15 protein-coding genes are annotated in these 18,363 nt (G+C 68.7%); 8 read left to right on the plus strand and 7 right to left on the minus strand.

The window, feature by feature from the left end; translation table 11 throughout:
* Positions 1–132: 132 nt before the first annotated feature.
* Together J4H91_RS03565 and J4H91_RS03570 are read right to left on the minus strand one after the other, a co-directional pair.
* The gene (locus J4H91_RS03565) at positions 133–1,515 is read right to left on the minus strand and encodes an MFS transporter (RefSeq protein WP_208044887.1); all 1,383 of its coding nucleotides are present in this window, start codon (positions 1,513–1,515) and stop codon (positions 133–135) included.
* 172 nt (positions 1,516–1,687) lie between these two features.
* On the minus strand, positions 1,688–2,602 hold the full coding sequence (locus J4H91_RS03570; protein WP_208044888.1) for a LysR family transcriptional regulator: 915 nt from the start codon (positions 2,600–2,602) through the stop codon (positions 1,688–1,690).
* Between the two features lie 126 nt (positions 2,603–2,728).
* On the opposite strand from J4H91_RS03570, the gene J4H91_RS03575 reads away from it, so the two are divergent.
* From J4H91_RS03575 to J4H91_RS03605, 7 genes are all read left to right on the plus strand, one after another.
* A complete protein-coding gene (locus J4H91_RS03575) occupies positions 2,729–3,907 on the plus strand; it encodes a tyramine oxidase subunit B (protein ID WP_208044889.1) in 1,179 nt (392 codons plus the stop codon).
* Positions 3,904–5,325 carry a DUF4147 domain-containing protein gene (locus J4H91_RS03580; protein ID WP_208044890.1) on the plus strand — a complete coding sequence of 474 codons (1,422 nt, stop codon included), beginning with the start codon at positions 3,904–3,906 and terminating at the stop codon, positions 5,323–5,325. The genes J4H91_RS03575 and J4H91_RS03580 overlap by 4 nt, the downstream gene beginning before the upstream one ends.
* A complete protein-coding gene (gene eno, locus J4H91_RS03585; protein WP_208044891.1) occupies positions 5,322–6,593 on the plus strand; it encodes a phosphopyruvate hydratase in 1,272 nt (423 codons plus the stop codon). The genes J4H91_RS03580 and eno overlap by 4 nt, the downstream gene beginning before the upstream one ends.
* Before the next feature lie 334 nt (positions 6,594–6,927).
* Complete coding sequence (locus J4H91_RS03590) at positions 6,928–8,151, plus strand: Gfo/Idh/MocA family protein (protein WP_208044892.1); 1,224 nt, start codon at positions 6,928–6,930, stop codon at positions 8,149–8,151.
* An 80-nt stretch (positions 8,152–8,231) separates the two neighbouring features.
* The gene (locus tag J4H91_RS03595; protein ID WP_208044893.1) at positions 8,232–9,101 is read left to right on the plus strand and encodes a sugar phosphate isomerase/epimerase family protein; all 870 of its coding nucleotides are present in this window, start codon (positions 8,232–8,234) and stop codon (positions 9,099–9,101) included.
* Positions 9,098–10,129, plus strand: coding sequence for a Gfo/Idh/MocA family protein (locus tag J4H91_RS03600; RefSeq protein ID WP_208044894.1), 1,032 nt, complete (start codon positions 9,098–9,100; stop codon positions 10,127–10,129). The genes J4H91_RS03595 and J4H91_RS03600 overlap by 4 nt, the downstream gene beginning before the upstream one ends.
* A gap of 60 nt (positions 10,130–10,189) precedes the next feature.
* The gene (locus J4H91_RS03605; protein ID WP_208044895.1) at positions 10,190–11,002 is read left to right on the plus strand and encodes an SDR family oxidoreductase; all 813 of its coding nucleotides are present in this window, start codon (positions 10,190–10,192) and stop codon (positions 11,000–11,002) included.
* Positions 11,003–11,074: 72 nt separating this feature from the next.
* Here J4H91_RS03605 and J4H91_RS03610 read toward each other — a convergent pair whose 3' ends face one another.
* From J4H91_RS03610 to J4H91_RS03625, 4 genes are read right to left on the minus strand one after another with little or no spacing between them, the layout of a single operon-like run.
* On the minus strand, positions 11,075–12,136 hold the full coding sequence (locus tag J4H91_RS03610) for an alcohol dehydrogenase catalytic domain-containing protein (RefSeq protein WP_243752591.1): 1,062 nt from the start codon (positions 12,134–12,136) through the stop codon (positions 11,075–11,077).
* On the minus strand, positions 12,121–13,446 hold the full coding sequence (locus J4H91_RS03615) for a four-carbon acid sugar kinase family protein (RefSeq protein ID WP_208044896.1): 1,326 nt from the start codon (positions 13,444–13,446) through the stop codon (positions 12,121–12,123). The genes J4H91_RS03610 and J4H91_RS03615 overlap by 16 nt, the downstream gene beginning before the upstream one ends.
* On the minus strand, positions 13,446–14,708 hold the full coding sequence (locus J4H91_RS03620) for a RuBisCO large subunit C-terminal-like domain-containing protein (protein WP_243752592.1): 1,263 nt from the start codon (positions 14,706–14,708) through the stop codon (positions 13,446–13,448). The genes J4H91_RS03615 and J4H91_RS03620 overlap by 1 nt, the downstream gene beginning before the upstream one ends.
* Before the next feature lie 4 nt (positions 14,709–14,712).
* Positions 14,713–15,702: a 2-keto-3-deoxygluconate permease gene (locus J4H91_RS03625; RefSeq protein ID WP_208044897.1), complete on the minus strand. Its 990-nt coding sequence runs from the start codon at positions 15,700–15,702 to the stop codon at positions 14,713–14,715.
* 161 nt (positions 15,703–15,863) lie between these two features.
* Between J4H91_RS03625 and J4H91_RS03630 the strand changes: the two genes are divergently transcribed.
* On the plus strand, positions 15,864–16,670 hold the full coding sequence (locus tag J4H91_RS03630; protein ID WP_208044898.1) for a GntR family transcriptional regulator: 807 nt from the start codon (positions 15,864–15,866) through the stop codon (positions 16,668–16,670).
* A 461-nt stretch (positions 16,671–17,131) separates the two neighbouring features.
* On the opposite strand, the gene J4H91_RS03635 is transcribed toward J4H91_RS03630, so the two are convergent.
* The gene (locus J4H91_RS03635) at positions 17,132–18,319 is read right to left on the minus strand and encodes an IS30 family transposase (RefSeq protein WP_424960824.1); all 1,188 of its coding nucleotides are present in this window, start codon (positions 18,317–18,319) and stop codon (positions 17,132–17,134) included.
* Positions 18,320–18,363: the final 44 nt, after the last annotated feature.

Genomic DNA, 18,363 nt, shown 5'->3' on the forward strand with positions numbered 1-18,363 from the left:
GCGATCGCCTCTTCGCCGCTACCGGTGCGCACGCGCCGATACTGCTGGCACATCCCCTCGAAGACGTGCCAGCAGTCACGGAGTTCCGGAAGCGCTCTGGAGAGCGCTCGAACCGCGGTGCTCGCGCGCGCGTCACCTCACGCGCTGCCCCTCGGAGAGCACGGTCGAAATCGCCTCGGTCGACGGCACGGACGCCGTCGGAGGCACCGCCTTGCGGAGGATCAGTGTGCCGACCGCGGCGATCACGAGGAACAGGGCGATGAGCAGATACCCCGGGCCGAATGAACCTGTCGCCTGCTTGAGCACGCCGGTGAGCGAAGGTGCGATGATGCCCGACAGATTGCCCACCGAATTGATGAGTGCGATACCCACTGCTGCCGATACGCCCGTGAGATAGCGCGAAGGCAACTGCCAGAACACGGGAATCACGGAGAACACGCACGCGGCGGTGACCGAGTAGAGGGCTATGGTGGCCCAGAAACTGGTGACGTACGGCGCGGCAGCGATAGCGATCGCACCGAGAACGGCCGGGCCGATGATGTGCCAGGTGCGCTCCTGGGTGCGGTCGGAGTGCCGCCCCCACCAGATCATGACGAGTACGGCGACCAGGCTGGGGATCGCCGTGATGAAGCCGATCTGCACCAACCCGAGATCGCCGCCGAACTGCTCATCGAGGGCCGCGACCATCTGAGGCATGAAGAAGCCGATCGCGTACTCGCCGAACTCGAGGCCGAGATAGATGAGCGACATCGCAAGGACGACGGGCGTCAACATCGTGCGGAACACTCCCTTGGGAGAGTGACCGGATGCGCTGACCGCCTGGTTCTCGAGCCTCAGCTCTGCCACGAGCCAGGAGCGCTCGTCCTCCCGCAGGAACTTCGCCTTCTCCGGTCGGTCGACGAGGATCCACAGAGCCGCGATGCCCAGAAGCACTGTCGGGACCGCCTCGATGATGAACATCGACTGCCACCCCCTGAGTCCGAAGAGGCCGTGCGCCTCGGTCATCAGCCAGGTCGAGAGCGGCCCGCCGACCAATCCCGATAGCGGCACGGCCATGAAGAACATGGCGGTGATCTGAGCGCGACGACGCGCGGGGAACCAGTACGTCAGGTAGAGGATCATGGCGGGGAAGAAGCCCGCCTCGGCGACACCGAGGAGAAATCGGAGCACGTAGAACGAGATCGGGCCTTGCGCCAAGGACATGCATCCGGCGATGATTCCCCAGGTGATCATGATGCGCGCGATCCAGATGCGCGGGCCGAACTTCGTCAGGAGTACGTTGCTCGGCACTTCGAAGATGAAGTAGGCGACGAAGAAGATACCCGCGCCGATGCCGTATGCGGCCTCGGAGAGTCCGATATCCGCATTCATCTCCAAAGACGCGTAACTGATGTTCACCCGGTCGAGATAGCAGAGGAAGTACGCGGCGAGGATGAAGGGGAGGACTCTGCGGACCGTCTTCCGGTCCACGGCTTTCCGAAGGGCGTGAGCCTGCTCGAGATGCTGGTGTGCCAATGTCTGCTCCTAACGAAATACCGGTCGGCGGCTTTGCCGAAACGCTGGTATCTGTAGCAACCTTGGTCTAGCGGTTTATCCGAGACAAGCGAATATCTTCACCTATTTTTATTCGGAACTATCGAATAATCGCTTTTGCGAGGTCGGCGAGAGCGGTTCCTGAGCTCGGTGTTCAGATGTTGGATTCGGTCGCATCTCCCGGGGCATGAGCGGCGTCGGCCAGGGCGTTGAGCACTGCTCGGATCGCAGGCGCGTTCGAGGCGCCTGCTCTGCTTGCGACGAACACGAGACGTGCGGGATCCTCGGCAAGGCGAATCCGGCGCAGCTTCGGTTTCTCGCTGTCTAGAAGAAGCTTCGGCAGGATGCCGATGGCATGACCGGTTTCGACGAGACGCATCTGCACCAGCAGGTCGTCCGATTCGAACTGCACTTCGGGCTCGAAGCCCTGCTCCCGGCAGAGGCCGACACTCCACCTGCGGGCGTCGCTCCCCTGAAGCTCCATCACCCAGGGCAAGCACTCGGCCGCCGCGCGGAGATCGCCCTCGCCCTCGTAATCGAGGGGAACGACGAGTTCGAGCGGATCCCGGACCAGCGGCGCGAAATGCACATCGTCTCGTCGGCTGACGGGTAGGCCGGGGTACTCCTCGCCCAGCACGATGTCGTATTCCCTCGCCTCGAGAGCGTTCAAGGCTCGATGCGGCTCGATGCGGCTCACCACCATTCTCGGGTGAGGATCCACCTGATCGAGGGCGACGAGCGTCCGTGGGATGAGCGCCAGTGAAGCTGTCTGCAGCGCCGCCACCTTGACATCACCGCGGGCCTGTTGTCCCACTGCGGCGACCTGGGCCTCCGCACCTTCGACCTCTGCAAAAATCCGAGTGGCGCGCTTGGCGAGCAGCTCGCCCTCCCGTGTCAGTTGCAGGCCCCGGCCCACCCTTTCGACGAGCGGCGCCCCCACCTCGCGTTCAAGCACCTTGAGTTGCTGGGAAACGGTCGACGGGGTGAATGACAGCGCGTCGGCGACCGCCACCACGGTGCCTCTGCGGTGCAACTCCTGGAGCAGGGCGAGGCGATTCAGATTCAACATGCCCCTCAGTCTAACCATTCGTCATCATCGAATGATTTCAACAGTTATTAATCGCTTGTTGCGAATCAGCTTCTTCGTCAGTGTGTGTTGTGCCGCAACTTGCACAAACCCCGACGAAGGAACACGATGCCACGCTCACCCTTCCTCTTCCTCTCGGAGGCGGACATGATCGCGGCGGGCGTCGACGACGCCGCCCGTTCGGTCGACGTCGCCGACGAGGTGTTCCGCCTGCTCAAGCAGGGCGATTACGTCATGGGCGGGATGAACCACAACAGCCACGGGCTCGTGCTCATCTTTCCCGAGACCTCCCCCTTCCCGAACATGCCCACCGCCGGCCCCGATCGCCGCGTCTCGGCGATGCCCGCCTACCTCGGGGGCCGTTTCGACGTCTGCGGTGTGAAGTGGTACGGCTCGAACGCCGCGAATCGCGAGCGCGGGCTGCCGCGCTCGGTGCTCACCGTCATGCTCAACGACAAGTCCACGGGAGAGCCCCTCGCACTCATGGCCGCGAACCGTCTGAGCTCCTCGCGGACCGCCGCTGTGCCGGCGGTTGCGAGCCGCTACCTGCCGCCGCGTCCGGCGCGGGTGCTCGCGGTCGTCGGCTGCGGCGAGATCAACCGCCAGGCGGTGCGCGCGATCATGTCGCAGCAGCCCGAGATAGCGCGCGTCGTCTGCAACAACCGTTCGCGCGAGAAAGCGGAGGCCTTCGCCGAGTGGCTGCGTACCGACTACGGAGTCGAGACCTCGGTCGCGGAGACGGCGCGCGCGTGCGTCGCCGACGCCGACATCGTCACCGTCGCCGCGTCGCGCACGGCCCCGCTGCGCATCGAAGCCGACTGGTTCGCACCCGATGCCTGCATCCTGCTCAGCGGGCCCATGCAGTCGGATGAGAAGCTCTGGACCGAGAGCCGCGTCGTCTACGATCACATCCCGCTGCACGAGGCCTACGTAGCCGACGCCCGAATGAGCTCCGATGTCGACAGGGCCTACCTGGGCCAGATCGGCGGCTACATGTATCAGCTCATCGACGCGGGCAAGGTGCCCCCGCTCGCAGAGTCCGAGGATCTCGGCACGATCATGCTCGAGGAGCGCCCGGCACGACCCGGCCGCACCGTGTTCATCGCAAGCGGTATGGCCGTCTTCGACGTCGCATGGGGCTTCGACCTGCTTCAGAGCGCGAAGCGGCTGGGCATCGGCACGCCCCTCGAGCTCTGGGGTTTCGGTACCGAGGGCGACGGCGAGAAGCGCGAGGGATCCCTCACCTCCGACGGCACCGACGCGGACCGAGCGGGAGCAGCAGCGTGAAGATCAAGAACCACGACGCGCTGGTCTCGATCGGTGACCGGGCATCGCGCGAGCTCGTGCTCGGCATCGTCGACGACGCCCTGAACGAGGTCGACGGATACCGGCGGATCAGCGGAATCGTGCGCGTCGAGGGCGACACGCTGCACGTGGGCAATCGACGGTGGGACCTCTCCGCGAAGCAGAACGTCTACCTCATCGGGGCGGGCAAGGCCTGCAACGCGATGGCGATGGCGATCGACCACGCACTCGGCGAACGCCTCACCCGCGGCATCGCCGTCGTGAAGATCGCGGAGGACACCGATGAGTTCTCGGAGCGCACGGAGGTCTACGTCGGCGGGCACCCGTTTCCGAACCAGGCCGGATACGAAGCGACGCAGCGGGTGCTCGACCTCGTGGACGGGGCAGGCCCCGACGACCTCTTCATCGTCGTGGTCAGCGGCGGCAGCTCAGCCCTGCTGAACGCCCCGATCGAGCCCATCACCGTCGAGGACGAAGCGATCACCACGGAGGTGCTGCTCACCTCCGGTCTCGGCATCTACGAGGTCAACGCCGTGCGCCGTCACATCTCCCGCACGAACGGTGGGCGCCTCGCCGAGCGCATCCGCGCCCGCGGCGCCGAGCTTATCGGCATCGGCATCTCCGACGCCGTCGGCAAGCCGCCGACGGGCGACATCGGCGAACCCGATCCGAACTACGCGAGCACGCCGATCGGCCCCGACCTCACGACCCTCGACGACGCCCGCGCCGCGATCGACGGTCACGGGCTGAGGGATCGGCTTCCGGCGAGCGTCACCCACTTCCTCGACACCGCCGGGCCCGAGCAGGAGACCCCGAAGGCCTTCCCCGAGAACACCTACTTCGTGATCAACACCCTGCCCGATCTCGCCGAGGCAGCAGCCGCAGCCGCGGAGGCTCGCGGCGTCACCGCCCACGTGCTCACCACATTCCTCGAGGGCGAGAGCCGCGACGCCGGCACCTTCATGGCCTCCCTCGCTCGAGAGGTGCAGGCGAACGGCCGCCCATTCCGTGCGCCGTGCGTGATCGTGAGCGGCGGCGAGACCGTCACCCACATCCGACCGGGCACCGAGATCACCGGCCACGGCGGCCCGTCGCAGGAGCTGGCGCTGAGCTTCGCGCTCTCCGCCGCCGCGGTGCCCGGCGCCTGCATGTACGGCATGGACTCCGAGGGCACTGACGGCACCTCTTCCGCCGCGGGCGGCATCACCGACTCCACCTCGGCCGCACGCGCGGCCGCCGCCGGCGTCGACATCCTCGCGCACCTCCGCGGTCACGCGAGCTTCGAGGCGCTCGAAGCCATGGGCGACGTCGTGATGACCGGCAACACCGGCACCAACCTCTGCGATCTCAACGTCCTGTACGTCCCAGCCGCCCCCTCCCAGAACGAAGGAACCCCATGACCGTCATCACCTCCGTCGCCGCACGCCAGATCCTCGACTGCAAGGCCCGGCCGATGGTCGAGGTGGAGATCCGGACCGACGCGGGCGCCTTCGGTCGCGCAGCCGCCCCGACCGGTTCCTCGGTCGGTATCCACGAGGCGAAGGTGCTGCGCGACGAGGATCCCTCGAACTACGACGGCCTCAGCGTGCACCGGGCGGTGAGCAACGTCACCGACGTCATCGCGCCGAAGCTCGTCGGCTTCGAGTTCGAGACCCAGCGCGACCTCGACGACGCCCTCCTCGGACTCGACGGCACCGTCGACAAGGGCGTGCTCGGCGGCAACGCGATCTACCCGGTCTCGGTCGCCTTCCTCCGCGCGCAGGCGGCCGAGGCGGGCGAACGCGTCTACGAGCACATCGCCCGCGGGCCCCTGACCACGATCCCCGTGCCCTGCTTCAATGTCATCAACGGCGGCCGCAACCGCGACGCCGTGCAGGCCTTCAACGAGTTCATCGTGGTGCCCGCGGGCGCCGAGTCGATCGACGAGGCCGTCGAGATGGGCGTGCAGATCTTCAAGAGGCTGCCCGGTCTCATCGAGAGCGCGACCGGCAATCCGGCGACCGTGGGCGGCTCCTACGGCTACGCCGCGCCCTACGGCGACCCGCACTCGGTGCTCTCGCTGATGCAGGAGGCCGTGGCGGCGGCCGGTTACGAGGGTCGCGTCTCCTTCGCCCTCGACTGCGCGTCGAGCGAGATGTACGACCGCGAGAGCAAGACCTACGAGCTCAACGGCGGCCGCGTCGACAGTACCGCGCTCGTGGGCTACCTGAAGCAGCTCACCGAGGAGTTCGATCTGCTGTTCGTCGAGGATCCGCTCGACGAGGACGACTGGGAGGGCTTCTCGCTCGCCGTGCGCGAGCTCACCCGCACCTACGTCCTCGGCGACGACCTCATCGTGACCAACAAGCAGCGCCTCGACCGGGCCATCGCCGAGCGCGCCGCCGAGGGCTTCGTGCTGAAGCCCAACCAGATCGGCACCATCACCGAGTCGCTCGACACCTTCGACACCGCGACCGAGAACGGCATGTTCGCGCTGCCCTCGGGTCGCTCGGGCGGCGTCATCGACGACATCGTGATGGACCTCTCGCTGGGCCTGCAGGTGCCGTTCCAGAAGAACGGCGCTCCCCGCTCGGGCGAGCGCATCGAGAAGCTCAACTTCCTGATGCGCGCCGCGCAGGAGATCCCGGGCTCGTCGCTCAGCCGCATCGAGACGCTCGCGCGCTACTGAGTCGGTCTCGCCGCTCCGGTGAGGAAGGGCGCTCGCATGGGGCGTCGTCGGTGCGGCGACGCGGGGTGCGCAGTGCTATCCGCAATGCGACGCCCTGCGCCGGTGAATCGCTCGCTTCGCTGCATATTGTGTGCCGTGGGGCACGTTGTTCACCTTGGGGCACGTTGTGTCGGTGAATAACGCGCCCCGCGGTGGCTAACGCGCCCCGCGCTTGACCCGCTGCACACGGCTTGACCCGAGGGCCCGGCGGTCCTAGAATTTGGACCGGTCCATTCCGCGTCGTGCGGTCCCGGAAAAGCACGGTGCAGACGCACTTCGAGCGAAAGACACGAGCATGCAGATCAACGAAGACGGCACCACGACGATCGGCGTCGGCCTCATCAGCGTCGGATGGATGGGGCAGCTGCACAGCCGCGCCTACGCGAACCTCCGTTACGCCTACCCCGAGCTGAAGATCCGCCCGCGCCTCGTGCACGCCGCCGACCCGGCCCCCGCCCGCGCCGAGGAGGCCGTCGAGGTGCTCGGCTACGAGAAGGCCTCCGCCGACTACCACGAGGTGCTGAACGACCCCGAGGTCGACGTCGTCTCGATCTGCGCCCCCAACTTCCTGCACGCCGAGATCGGCATCGCCGCCGCGGAGGCGGGCAAGCACTTCTGGATCGAGAAGCCCGTCGGCCGCGGCGAGCACGAGACCCGCGACGTCGCCGAGGCGGCCGCCGCGGCCGGCGTCGTCTCCTCGATCGGCTTCAACTACCGCCACGCGCCGGCGATCGAGTACCTGCGCGAGCTCATCGCAGACGGCAGGCTCGGTCGCATCACCAACGTGCGCGGCCAGATGTTCGCCGACTACTCCTCCGACCCCCGCGGTGCCCTGTCGTGGCGCTTCGTGCGCGGCCTCGCGGGCAACGGTGTGCTGGGCGACCTCATGGGTCACCTCGTCGACCTCGTGCAGTACTCGCTCGGTCCGATCGCCGAGGTCAGCGCGCTCACCTCGACCGTCTACACCGAGCGCCCCGAGCTGCCGATGGGCACGGGCACGCACTTCGCCCTGATCGAGGACGGCGAGATGAAGCCCGTCGAGAACGAGGACTACGCGGCCATGCTCGTGCGCCTCTCGGGCGACGCGGTCGCCTCGGGCGCCGTCGGCACCCTCGAGGCCTCGCGCGTCTCGGTGGGCCCGCGCGCCAGCTACGGCATCGAGGTCTACGGCACCGAGGGATCGGCCCACTGGGACTTCGAGCGTTTGAACGAATTGCACCTCTCGGGCGGGCTCGGCGCGGAGAATCAGGGCTACACGCGCGTCATGGCCCGCCCCGGCATGGGCGACTTCGGCCGCTTCCAGCCCGGTGCCGGCACCTCGATGGGCTACGACGACCTCAAGGTGATCGAGGCCAAGAAGTTCCTGCAGGCCGTGCTCGGCCGCGAGGCGCTGAACTCGAACATCCAGGACGCGCTGTCGGCGGCGCAGGTCGTCACCGCCGCTGAGCGTTCGGCCGAGACGCGCGCATGGGAGCAGAGCGCCCCCGTGGCCGGCACGACGGCCGCGATCAGGGCCTGAGAATCGGTGAGGGATCGCGCGATCCCTCACCGAGCGCAATCCCGCCAACGCCACCGCACCACCCACACGAAGGACCCACCATGACCGCACGCATCGCATCCGCTCCCATTAGCTGGGGCGTCATCGAAGTTCCGGATTGGGGCCTGCAGCTCGACCGCCAGCGGGTGCTCTCCGAGATGGTGTCGCTCGGCATCGCCGCGACCGAGTTCGGGCCCGAGGGCTTCCTACCCGACCCGCCGGCCGACCGCGCCGCCGCGCTGGCCGAGGCGGGCCTGCAGGCCGTGGGCGGCTTCTTCCCCGTCGTGCTGCACCGGGCTGGCGAGGATCCCTTGCCCGCGATCGAGCGCGAGCTCGAGGCCTATGTCGCCGCGGGCGCGGGCACGATGGTGCTCTCGGCCGTGACCGGCGAGGACGGCTACGACGGTGCGGGGGAGCTCACCGATGAGGAGTGGGCGACGCTGCTCGCGAACCTCGACCGCGCGCTCGACGCGGCCGCCGCCGTCGGCGTCACCGCGACCCTGCACCCTCATCTCGGCACGGTCGTGGAGACGCCCGAGGCGGTCGCGCGGGTGGTCGAGGGATCGCGGATCGGCTTCTGCCTCGACACCGGCCACTACACGCTCGGCGGCGGCGACCCGGTGGCCTTCGTGCAGCAGCACGCGGCGCGCATCGTGCACGCGCACCTGAAGGACGTGAGCCTCGAGATCGCCGCCCGCGTGCGCGCCGGCGAGTTCGACTACCGCGAGGGTGTGCGTCGCGGCATGTACCAGGCGCTCGGCGGCGGCGATGCCCGCATCTCCGAGATCGTGGCGGCGCTGAGCGACGCCGGATACGACGGCTGGTACGTGCTCGAGCAGGACACCGTCGTCGAGAGCGAGGAGGACGCGGTGCGGGCCTTCGACAACGCGCGCCGCAGCGTCGAGTTCATCCGCGAGGCGGTCGGGGCATGAGCGCGGCGGGCGGCGCACCCCTGCGCGTCGGCCTGCTGGGGGCCTCGCGCATCGCCGAGGAGGCGATCACGGATGCGAGCCGCGAGACCGGCGATATCCGGGCTGCGGTCGCGGCGAGGGATCCCGAGCGCGCGCGGACCTACGCCGCCGAGCACGGCTACGACGGCATCCGGGGGAGCTACGAGGAGCTCGTCGCCGATGAGACGCTCGACCTCATCTACATCGGCCTGCCCAACGGCCTGCATGCCGAGTGGACCGTGCGCGCGCTGGAGGCGGGCCGCAGCGTGCTCGTGGAGAAGCCCTTCGCGTCGAACCTCGCCGAGTTCGACGCCGTCGCCGCCCGGCTCGAGGGATCGGCGGGCTGGGCCTGGGAGGCGTTCCACTACGCCGATCACCCGCTCATGGAGCGGCTCGTGGAGGTCGTGAGCTCCGGCGAGATCGGCGATCTGCGCGAGGTTCAGGTGAACATGTGCATGCCGGCGCCGGCGGCATCGGACCCCCGGTGGAGCTTCGACCTCGCGGGCGGCGCGCTGATGGATGTGGGCTGCTACGCGATCAACGGACTGCTGATGCTCGGCGATGCCCTCGGGCTGCCGCTCTCGCTGCGGTCGGCCGACGCGGATGTCGTGGAGGCGGAGCCGCGAATCGATGAGACGGTGCGCGCCCGCTTCGACCTCGGCGGCGCCGCGGTCTCGATGCGCACGAGCATGGTGAATCCGGTGTGGGATTTCAGCTTCCTCGTCGTCGGCAGTCGCGGAGGCGTCTTCGCCCCCAACTTCGTGAAGCCGCAGGAGGACGACCGACTGATCGTGCGCACGGCGGGCGCGGGCGGCGAGCAGCAGGAGCGCGAGGAGCGCCTCGGCACGGTGTCGTCGTACGCGTACCAGCTGCGCCGCGTTCGCGAGGCCGTGCGGAGCGGGGAGCGCTCGCGCGACGGGCTTGCCCGGTCGCGTCGCACCATGGCGCTCATCGACGAGGTGTATGCCGCGAGCGGCATGCCGGTGCGGCCGGCGCGTTTCGCCGCTTGAGCGGAGCCTTACCCGCCGGCCCGCGAAGCGAAACCAAGGGATCAACGTGAGGAGAACGCAATGCAGCAACTGATGACCGGCAGGATCCTGCTCGTGACGGGCGGCACGCAGGGCCTCGGCCTCGCGGTGGCCGAGGCGGCGGTACGCGAGGGCGCGGTCGGCGTCGCGATCGTGGGGCGCAACGCGGAGAAGGCCGAGCGCGCAGCGGAGCGGCTGCGCGAGCTCGCCGCCGCGGAGTCGAGCGATCTCGCGGCGGCGGGGGTGCTGCCGATCGTCGCCGACATGGCCGTTCCCGGCGAGGCCGAGCGGGCGGTCGCCGAGACGATCGAGCGCTTCGGCCGCGTCGACAGCCTCGTCAACGCGGCCGGCGCGACGAGCCGCGGCACGCTGCTCGACACGACGCGGGAGCTGCTCGGCGAGCACCTCGCGGTCAATCTCGTCGCCCCGTTCATGACGATGCAGGCGGCCGTCGCCGATATGAAGCGGCGCGGCGAACCCGGCACGATCGTGAACATCATCTCGATGTCGATGCACGGCGGTCAGCCCTACCTCGCGCCCTACACGGCGTCGAAGGCCGGTCTCGCGGGGCTCACCAGGAACGCCGCGTTCGCGCACCGCTTCGATCGCATCCGCATCAACGGCCTCAACATCGGGTGGACCGCCACGCCGGGCGAGGCCGTCACGCAGCAGACCTTCCACGACGCGGAGGAGGACTGGGCTGCGAAGGCCGCGGCCGCTCAGCCCATGGGCAAGATCGGGCAGCCCGACGAGATCGCCGACGCGGTCGTCTTCCTGCTGAGCGATCGCAGCGGGGTGGTGACGGGATCCCTCATCGACTGGGATCAGAACGTGCCGGGGGCCTACGACCAGTAGGCGGTTGTGAGTCGAAGCCGGTTAGACCGGCGATCTCGACACTTCGACTCCCGAGCGCGCTCAGCCGGCGCTTCAGCTGCTCGCGAGACCCGGCACGAGGAGCACCTTCCCGGCATCCCCGCTGAGCAGGTCGATGGCCTCGTCCGCCTGCTCGAGGGGCAGACGATGCGTGACGAGCCAGTCGAGCGTGAGCCGCTCCGACTGGACGAGGAGGAGCAACTGATCCCAGCTCTCCCACAGGCGACGTCCGTAGATCCCTCGCAGGGTGATCCCTTTCTTGTTGATCCACTGTGCGATGTCGATGGCAGCGGGCTCGCCGGGGTGGCCGATGGTGACCAGCGTCGCCTCGCGTCTGAGCGCCTCGAACAGGGGAGGGAGCACGCCCCGCACCCCCGAGACCTCGAACGCGACGTCGAACCCGCCCCGCGTGCCCGCGATCTCCCGGCACATCGCCGCGACATCGTCCTGCGGGTGCAGCACCGTCACTCCGAGAGCCCGGGCCTGCTGCTGACGGAACGGGTTGGGCTCGACGGCCACCACGTTGGCTGCGCCCAGCACGAGCGCGAGCTTCGCGATGACGAGACCGACGGGACCGCAGCCGTTGATCAGGACATTCTGCCCGGCGACCGCGTAGCCGGAGCGCTGGATCGCGTGCATGGCTACACCCGCTCCCTCGAGCAGCGCTCCGGTCTCGAGCGAGACCTGCTCGGGCAGGAGCACGCAGATGTCTGCGGGCACGGCCACACGTTCGGCGAAGACGCCGTCGATGTGCATCCCGAGAATCCTCGTGCGCTCGCAGGTGTGCGCGCTGCCCGAGCGGCAAGCGTGGCACTCCCCGCAGACCAGGTGGCTCTCCATCGCCACGCGGTCCCCGATCTTGAAGCTCGTCACGCCCTCGCCGAGACCGATCACCGTTCCCGATCCCTCGTGCCCGAGCACGGCGGGCAGGTCGAGCGCGAATGCCTGCGCAGACGCGGACCATTCGTACAGCTCACGATCGGTGCCGCAGAGCGAGGCCGCCGCGACCTGGATCAGTACTTCACCGGGGCCGGCCTCTGGTTCTCGCCAGTCGTCGCGGATCTCGATCCCGCGCTCGGCCGCGGCTTTCACTACTGCTCTCATGATGATTCCCATCGCTCGGTTCTTGCGGGTGTGCCGGCGAACCGGCGAAGAATGTCGGTCGGACCGACCTGGCCGCCCTTGAGGAGCAGCCGGCAGCCGGCGACGTCGGAGGCCGCATCGGCTGCGCAGATCGGCCCCGCCGTCACGAACTGCTCCGTCACCCTGAGCTCGCTCACGTTCAGACCGAGCAGGGCATGGCTCGACGAATCTCCCCCGAAGATCGCCACGTCTCGAGTCAGGCCGCGTTCGACGGCGGCGGCCGCGACTTCGGCGAGCAGCCCGCCCACCTCGCGAGAGGAGACCCGTCGCTCGCGCAGGCGCGGATCCTCGGGGCCGTTCGCCGTGTGGGCCACGACGTGCTCGCCAGCCTCGAGGGCGCTCAGGACCCGGTGCCACCAGTCGCCCTCCGGCCTGCGGCCGATGGCGCCAGGGGGCACCTCTACGCCTACCCAGCCGTGCTGCAGAGCATCGCTGATCTGCGCGGCCGTGGTGGCCGATGCCGAAGCGCTGACCGCGAGGACCGGGCCCGAGGCCGCGGGTCCGGGGGAGGGATCAGCGTCGACGCCGACACTGCGGCCGTCGGCAGCGCCGTTACCGTCGGCGAGCGTTCTGGCGAGTCCCGCCATGATGCCGCCCGACCCCACCACGAGGGCGGTTCCGGAGGAGTCCAGCAGTGCCCGGGCCACCTCGTCGAGGTGCCGCGGCGCGACGGCGTCGACGACGAAGGCGCCCCGCCTGCTGCGACGATCCGCCCACTCCGCAGCGAAGGATCCGTCGGTGAACGCGGGCAGATGGATCTCGGAGATCTCGAGCTCGGGCGCCTGCTCCCGAAGCACCAGACGCAGGTCGGCCTCGCGCATGGGGGTCGAGGGGTGCCTGCTCATGACCGGGTGGCGGTCGAGCCGGTAGAGGCTGTTCCCGTAGGATCCGAAGTGCTGACTGAAGGCGGTGTAGCGTCCGAACTCGGGCTGAGCAGGAACCACGGGAATGCCGCCCGCATCCGGCCAGTGCGCGGCCAACCGTTCGATGGCGCACCCGATGCTCCCCGTGGTGGGGGAGGAATCGAAGGTCGAGCAGACCTTGTAGAGGAACACGTCCAACTCCATGCTCGAGAAGGGGGCGAGCCCTGAGTCGATCGCTTCCTCCAGTTCGCGACCCTCGAGCGAGCGAGTCGGCCCCGCGATGCCCACGACGTCGCCGGAGGACGGGAGCCCGCCCGCGGGGTCGAGACTGAGAACGGCGTCGAGCCCGCGCGCGTGCGCCTGGGCGAGTACGTCGGCGGCTCCGGTGAGGTCGTCCGCGAGGAAACCGATCCGGCCCATCAGGCGCTCCTCGAGAACGCGGCGACCGCCTCGGCCAGCGGTGGGTGTTCGCGAGCGGCGTCCGCGAGCGAGACGCCCGCTTGCGCGGCCTCCCAAGCCTCCCGAAGGCTCGCGACGCCTCGCGCGGGCCCGCCGGGGTGCGCCGCGATCCCTCCTCCCGCGAGCATGAGCAGATCCGAACTCTGCACCGCGGCCCAGGTCGGATGCGGCGAGAAGACGTTCTGGGCGGAGGAGAGCGCGGGGGTGACCTGCTCGCCGGTGCCGAGCGGCGTCAGCAGGGCGCGGATGTTCGCCGCGACCTCGTCGTCCGTCTCGTAGAACTTGCTGCCGAGGCCGCCGACGTGCAGGTGGTCCGCTCCGGCGAGCCGGGCCAGCTGCTGCCAGGCGACGTACGAGATCCCGAGCCCCGGGTGTCGCATCGATGCCGCGAGCCCGCCGCGGTGGCCGTGGATCGGCACCTCCGAGAAGCTGCGAAGGTATTCGAGAGCCGGGATCCCCATCACCGGGACGGTCAGCATGACACAGGTGCCGCCCGCAGCCACCACGAGGTCGTGGCGGCGCCGCAGCCCGGCGATGTCGCCGGTGATGTTGAAGGCGTACATCGTGCGCCTTCCGGTGACCTGCGCCGCCGAGTCGATCTCCTCGGCGGCGATGCGAACCCGGGTCTCGAGCGGGAGATACGAGGGATCCGTCATCAGCTCGTCATCCTTGATGAGGTCGATGGATGCGAGCGCGAGATCCTTCACGATGGAGCGGAAGGCGTCTTCGCGGAGACCGATGTTCGGCTTGATGATGGTGCCGACCATCGCTCCGGGACCGGCCCCGATGAGACGGCGGGTGCCTGCGGTGCCGAACCGGGCGCCCGGATGCGATGCGATGAACTCCTCGGGAAGTACGAGCGACTGCAGCCTGCAGGCGAAGAGCTGCTCCAGCTCGAACAGATTGCCCGCGACGGCCGTGAGTGCGGTCGCGAGATCCGACCCGACGTTCTCCATCGGGAACTCGACCTCGATCTCGGCCGCGGTGACCATTTGCGGCGCCGACCTGGAGGGGAGCGACGGCGTCGTCTCGCCCAGGGTCCTGACGTCGATGATGCGAGCGCCGTGGCGTTCGTGCAGTTCCTGGGTCTCCCCGGGAACCCGGACGAAGGTGCCGCTCGACTGCTCGCCGGCGAGGATCTCTGCGGCCCTCTCCGGAGGGATCGCGGACTCGATGCAGTAGCGGGCGATGATCCGCCGCGGATCGCGCATGATGTTCTCCATAGCTCTAGTCGGATGCGAGAGAGGTCTTGATCGAGCCGGTGACGGCCTCGCTCGGGGCGATGCCTCCCTGCTTCTTCATGACGAGCGCGGCGACCAGCGGAGCGAGGATCGCGGTCACCATGACCGCGGCGGCCGCCTGTGCGCTCGCGGCGCCCACGAAGGGTGCGAATGTCGAATCCGCTGCTGCCACGACGGCCGGAACCGCGACGGCGTTCCCCGCGGTCGTGCCGGCCGCGAAGCCGATCCCGCTCTGGTTGCCGCGCTTCAGGATGTAGCGGTACCCCAGGTAGGTGAGCCCGCCGGTGAAGAACACCACCAGCACGCCCAGCACGATGCCCTGCATGCCGCCGGTCAGCACTTCGGAGAGGCTGATCCCGGTGCCGACGCAGAACGACATGAACGGGATGGTGATGGGTGCGACCGTGTTGAGCACGGATGTCCACTCGCGATCGACGGCACCGATGATGAGGCCGATGACAAACGGGACCAGCGCGGCGACGATGGCAAGGACGGGGATGTCGCCGAGCCCGGATGCGCCGAGGAAGATGAGCGCCAGGAACGGGCCGTCGTCGAACGCGCTGGCGACATAGGCGCCCTGGTCGCGCTCATCCCCGTACTGTCCGGCGAACGCGAGCCACAGTGCGCCGTTGCTGTTGCCGAAGATCGTGATCAGGGCGAGGATCGACACTCCCCAGACGCCCTCGATGCCGACCGTGAGCCCCAGCGTCACCGCGAGTCCGATGGGCACGAGGGTCTTGGCGAAGAGCACGACGAGCGTCGTGCTCGCCGCGGCCTTGCCGCTCCTGCTTCCGGTGATCTGCGCGCCGGTCGCGACGATGAGGACGGCGATCAGGGTGAGTGTGCCGTCTCGGAAGAGCGCCGTGGTGAAGCTCCCGATTCCGATGGCGTCGGGGAGGAAGTTCCCGAACAGGATGCCGAGGGCGAGCGGGATGAGCATCAGGCCGCCGGGGATGCGGCTCATGAAGGCGAACATGGGGAATGTGGATCGTGTGCGAGCGAAGGATTGCGCCATTGCAGCTCCATGAAAAGAGATACGGACAGGTTGTGCGTACAAGTATGATCGGTGATCGCTTGGGCGTCAATCCCGAACTGCGAGATGATGGGTGTGGTCGCACTGGGCGAATGGGGGTGCCGATGGAGGATCTTGATCGCACGGGCGCGGAGCCTTTGTATACGCAGATCGTCGAGCGCATTCGAAAGATGATCTTCGACGGCAGCTACGTGGCGGGGGCTGTGCTGCCGTCGGAGCAGAAGCTTCAGGAGCAGTACGGGGTGGCGCGGAGCGTCGTGCGCCAGGCCCTCGAGGTGCTCGCCTCGGAGCGGCTCGTCGCCAGGCACCGCGGTCGCGGCACGACGGTGCTGCCCCTGCCGCGACACCATCGCCAGGCGGGCCGCGCCGGCGGGCTCTCTCAGCAGATCGCATCGGCCGGCGGCGAACTCCGGACGAGGATCATCGACCTGACGCGGCAGCGCCCGACGGAGCGCGCCGTCGACGATCTCGCTACCGACGACGCCTGGCGGCTCGAGCGCCTGCGCAGCGTCGACGGAGAGGCTCTCGTGCACATGGTCACCTGGATCCCTCGGGAGCTGTTCCCGTCGCTGAGCGAGAAGGATCTCGAAGGGGGCTCGCTGCACGACTGGATGCGCAGCTCCGGCGTGGAACCCGAGGGCGGCCCCCGGCAGCTCCGCGCAGTCGCCGCGACCCGCGAGACGGCTGGGTTCCTGGGGGTGCCGGAAGGGACGCCGCTCACGCTGCTCGAGGGCATCACGCGAGACACGCGCGGTCGCGTCGTCGAGAGTTTCACGGCGTGGCATCACCCGAGCACGGTCTTCGATCTCGACGCCCTGGCCGCCGCGCCGACGCAACTGGACGAGCAGCGGATCTCCGAGCTGCTGTCGGAACTGCAGGGCCTTCTGCTGAGGGATCGGGGCCGTCTGTAGGGTACGCGGCCTCTGACCGGCACGCCGCTGCGTCCTACCTGCGGCCCCGCCGCCCGCTCTGCCGCCCTGCCGTCCGTCCTCCCTGCCGCTCTCTCCCGCCCGATTGGCGTCGAGTGGTGGGGGGGGGGGGGCGAAAAGCCGCGGGTGGGGCGGCCACCCGGCCCCACCGCCCGCTCGCCCCCGCCGTTGTGGGTGGGTGGGGCCGTTGGGCCCCGCTAATCCGCGCGGATAGCGGAGCCAAGCGGCCACTCGGCCCTGGGAGGGGGCAGCCCCACCTGGCGCCCCTCACGACATGGCAGATTCCAGGGGTCGTCGCAACACGATAGACCCTGAGCATGACAGAAACGGCCCGGCCCACCAAACTCTGGTGGGCCGGGCCGTTTCGTCGTTGCTGAGCAGGTTCGAGGGTCGCCGACCACCGCCTCGGTGCTTGAGGCGGCGGTGGAGTGAGAAAGAGGCAGCTAGGAGGCGAGGAGCGCTGCGAGACGTTGCGCCGGGGTCTCCCATCCCAGCGTCTTCCGGGGGCGGGTATTGAGCTGCCCAGCGACTCGCGCGAGTTCATCGGGAGCGTGGACCGAGAGGTCGGTGCCCTTCGGGAAGTACTGGCGAAGGAGCCGGTTCGTGTTCTCGTTCGAGCCGCGCTGCCAGGGCGATGCCGGGTCGCAGAAGAACACGGGCATATCGGCAGCGATCGCGAACTTCTTGTGCTCGGCCATCTCGACTCCCTGGTCCCAAGTCAGCGACCGTCGCAGGTACGCGGGGAGCTGACTCATGGTCTGCACGAGCGCGTTCCTCACCGTCGTCGCGTCACGGGTGAGAGGCAGATGGACCAGCATCACGAACCGGGTCGTGCGCTCAACGAGAGTGCCGATCTGGCTCGCGCCTTCCTTCCCGATAATCAGATCGCCTTCCCAGTGACCGGGGACCGCGCGATCGGCGACTTCGGGCGGCCGGTCGGAGATCATCACCATCGGGTCGGTAAACCGGGGCTGCCTCCTCTGGGCTTGGCTGCGTGAGGTTCGGCGGGCCTTCCCGTTGCGGAGGGCAGCGGCGATCTCTCGACGCAGTTGCCCCCGCCCCTGGAAGTAGAGGGTCTGGTAAATCGTCTCGGTCGCCACGCGCATCCCCGGCTCGGTTGGATAGTCCATCCGTAGGCTACGGCTGATCTGCTCCGGGGACCAGAACTCGGAGAGCTTCTCCTGCACGTAGGCACGGAGCGGGCCGCTCTCGATGAGCTTGCGGAGCTTCGGCCGGGGTCGTCGATCTGCGGCCTTCCGGTGCGCGGCGTAGGGGTGATAGGTGCCCTCGCGCGAAAGGTTCCGTCGAATCTCCCGGCTGATGGTCGACGGCGCACGTCCGAGGATGCGGGCGACGCTACGCAGAGAGTGGCCGTCACGAGTGAGGTCTCGGATCTGCTCGCGCTCCTCGAGCGAGATCAGGCGCGGGTGGAGGTTCTGCTGCAGCTTCTCGGACCGGGGCCGGTCGACGAGTACCGTCTGATCGGAATAGGTCGTCATACCAGAGGTGTAATCCACAACCCGGCCGTCTGCATAATGCCGGCGGTTGCCGCGCGAGCTGACTCCTCGGTCCCAGTCACCGGCGGTTCGGTAGTGCACACCCGCGATCCGGGAGGCTTCCCTCCTCGGAATGCCGGACTCGCGGAGCATGAAGTAGTGCTCCCGCTCAGGATGCC

The organism is Leucobacter ruminantium (genome assembly GCF_017565705.1).
Lineage (GTDB): Bacteria > Actinomycetota > Actinomycetes > Actinomycetales > Microbacteriaceae > Leucobacter > Leucobacter ruminantium.

Bases quoted from the DNA above. Each gene is read 5' to 3' on its own strand.
- J4H91_RS03600 (WP_208044894.1), top strand. From the start codon at position 9,098: ATGAGCGCGGCGGGCGGCGCACCCCTGCGCGTCGGCCTGCTGGGGGCC.
- J4H91_RS03615 (WP_208044896.1), bottom strand. From the start codon at position 13,446: ATGGGCCGGATCGGTTTCCTCGCGGACGACCTCACCGGAGCCGCCGAC.
- J4H91_RS03620 (WP_243752592.1), bottom strand. From the start codon at position 14,708: ATGGAGAACATCATGCGCGATCCGCGGCGGATCATCGCCCGCTACTGC.
- J4H91_RS03605 (WP_208044895.1), top strand. From the start codon at position 10,190: ATGCAGCAACTGATGACCGGCAGGATCCTGCTCGTGACGGGCGGCACG.
- eno (WP_208044891.1), top strand. From the start codon at position 5,322: ATGACCGTCATCACCTCCGTCGCCGCACGCCAGATCCTCGACTGCAAG.
- J4H91_RS03630 (WP_208044898.1), top strand. From the start codon at position 15,864: ATGGAGGATCTTGATCGCACGGGCGCGGAGCCTTTGTATACGCAGATC.
- J4H91_RS03595 (WP_208044893.1), top strand. From the start codon at position 8,232: ATGACCGCACGCATCGCATCCGCTCCCATTAGCTGGGGCGTCATCGAA.
- J4H91_RS03570 (WP_208044888.1), bottom strand. From the start codon at position 2,602: ATGTTGAATCTGAATCGCCTCGCCCTGCTCCAGGAGTTGCACCGCAGA.
- J4H91_RS03610 (WP_243752591.1), bottom strand. From the start codon at position 12,136: ATGGGAATCATCATGAGAGCAGTAGTGAAAGCCGCGGCCGAGCGCGGG.
- J4H91_RS03625 (WP_208044897.1), bottom strand. From the start codon at position 15,702: ATGTTCGCCTTCATGAGCCGCATCCCCGGCGGCCTGATGCTCATCCCG.
- J4H91_RS03575 (WP_208044889.1), top strand. From the start codon at position 2,729: ATGCCACGCTCACCCTTCCTCTTCCTCTCGGAGGCGGACATGATCGCG.
- J4H91_RS03590 (WP_208044892.1), top strand. From the start codon at position 6,928: ATGCAGATCAACGAAGACGGCACCACGACGATCGGCGTCGGCCTCATC.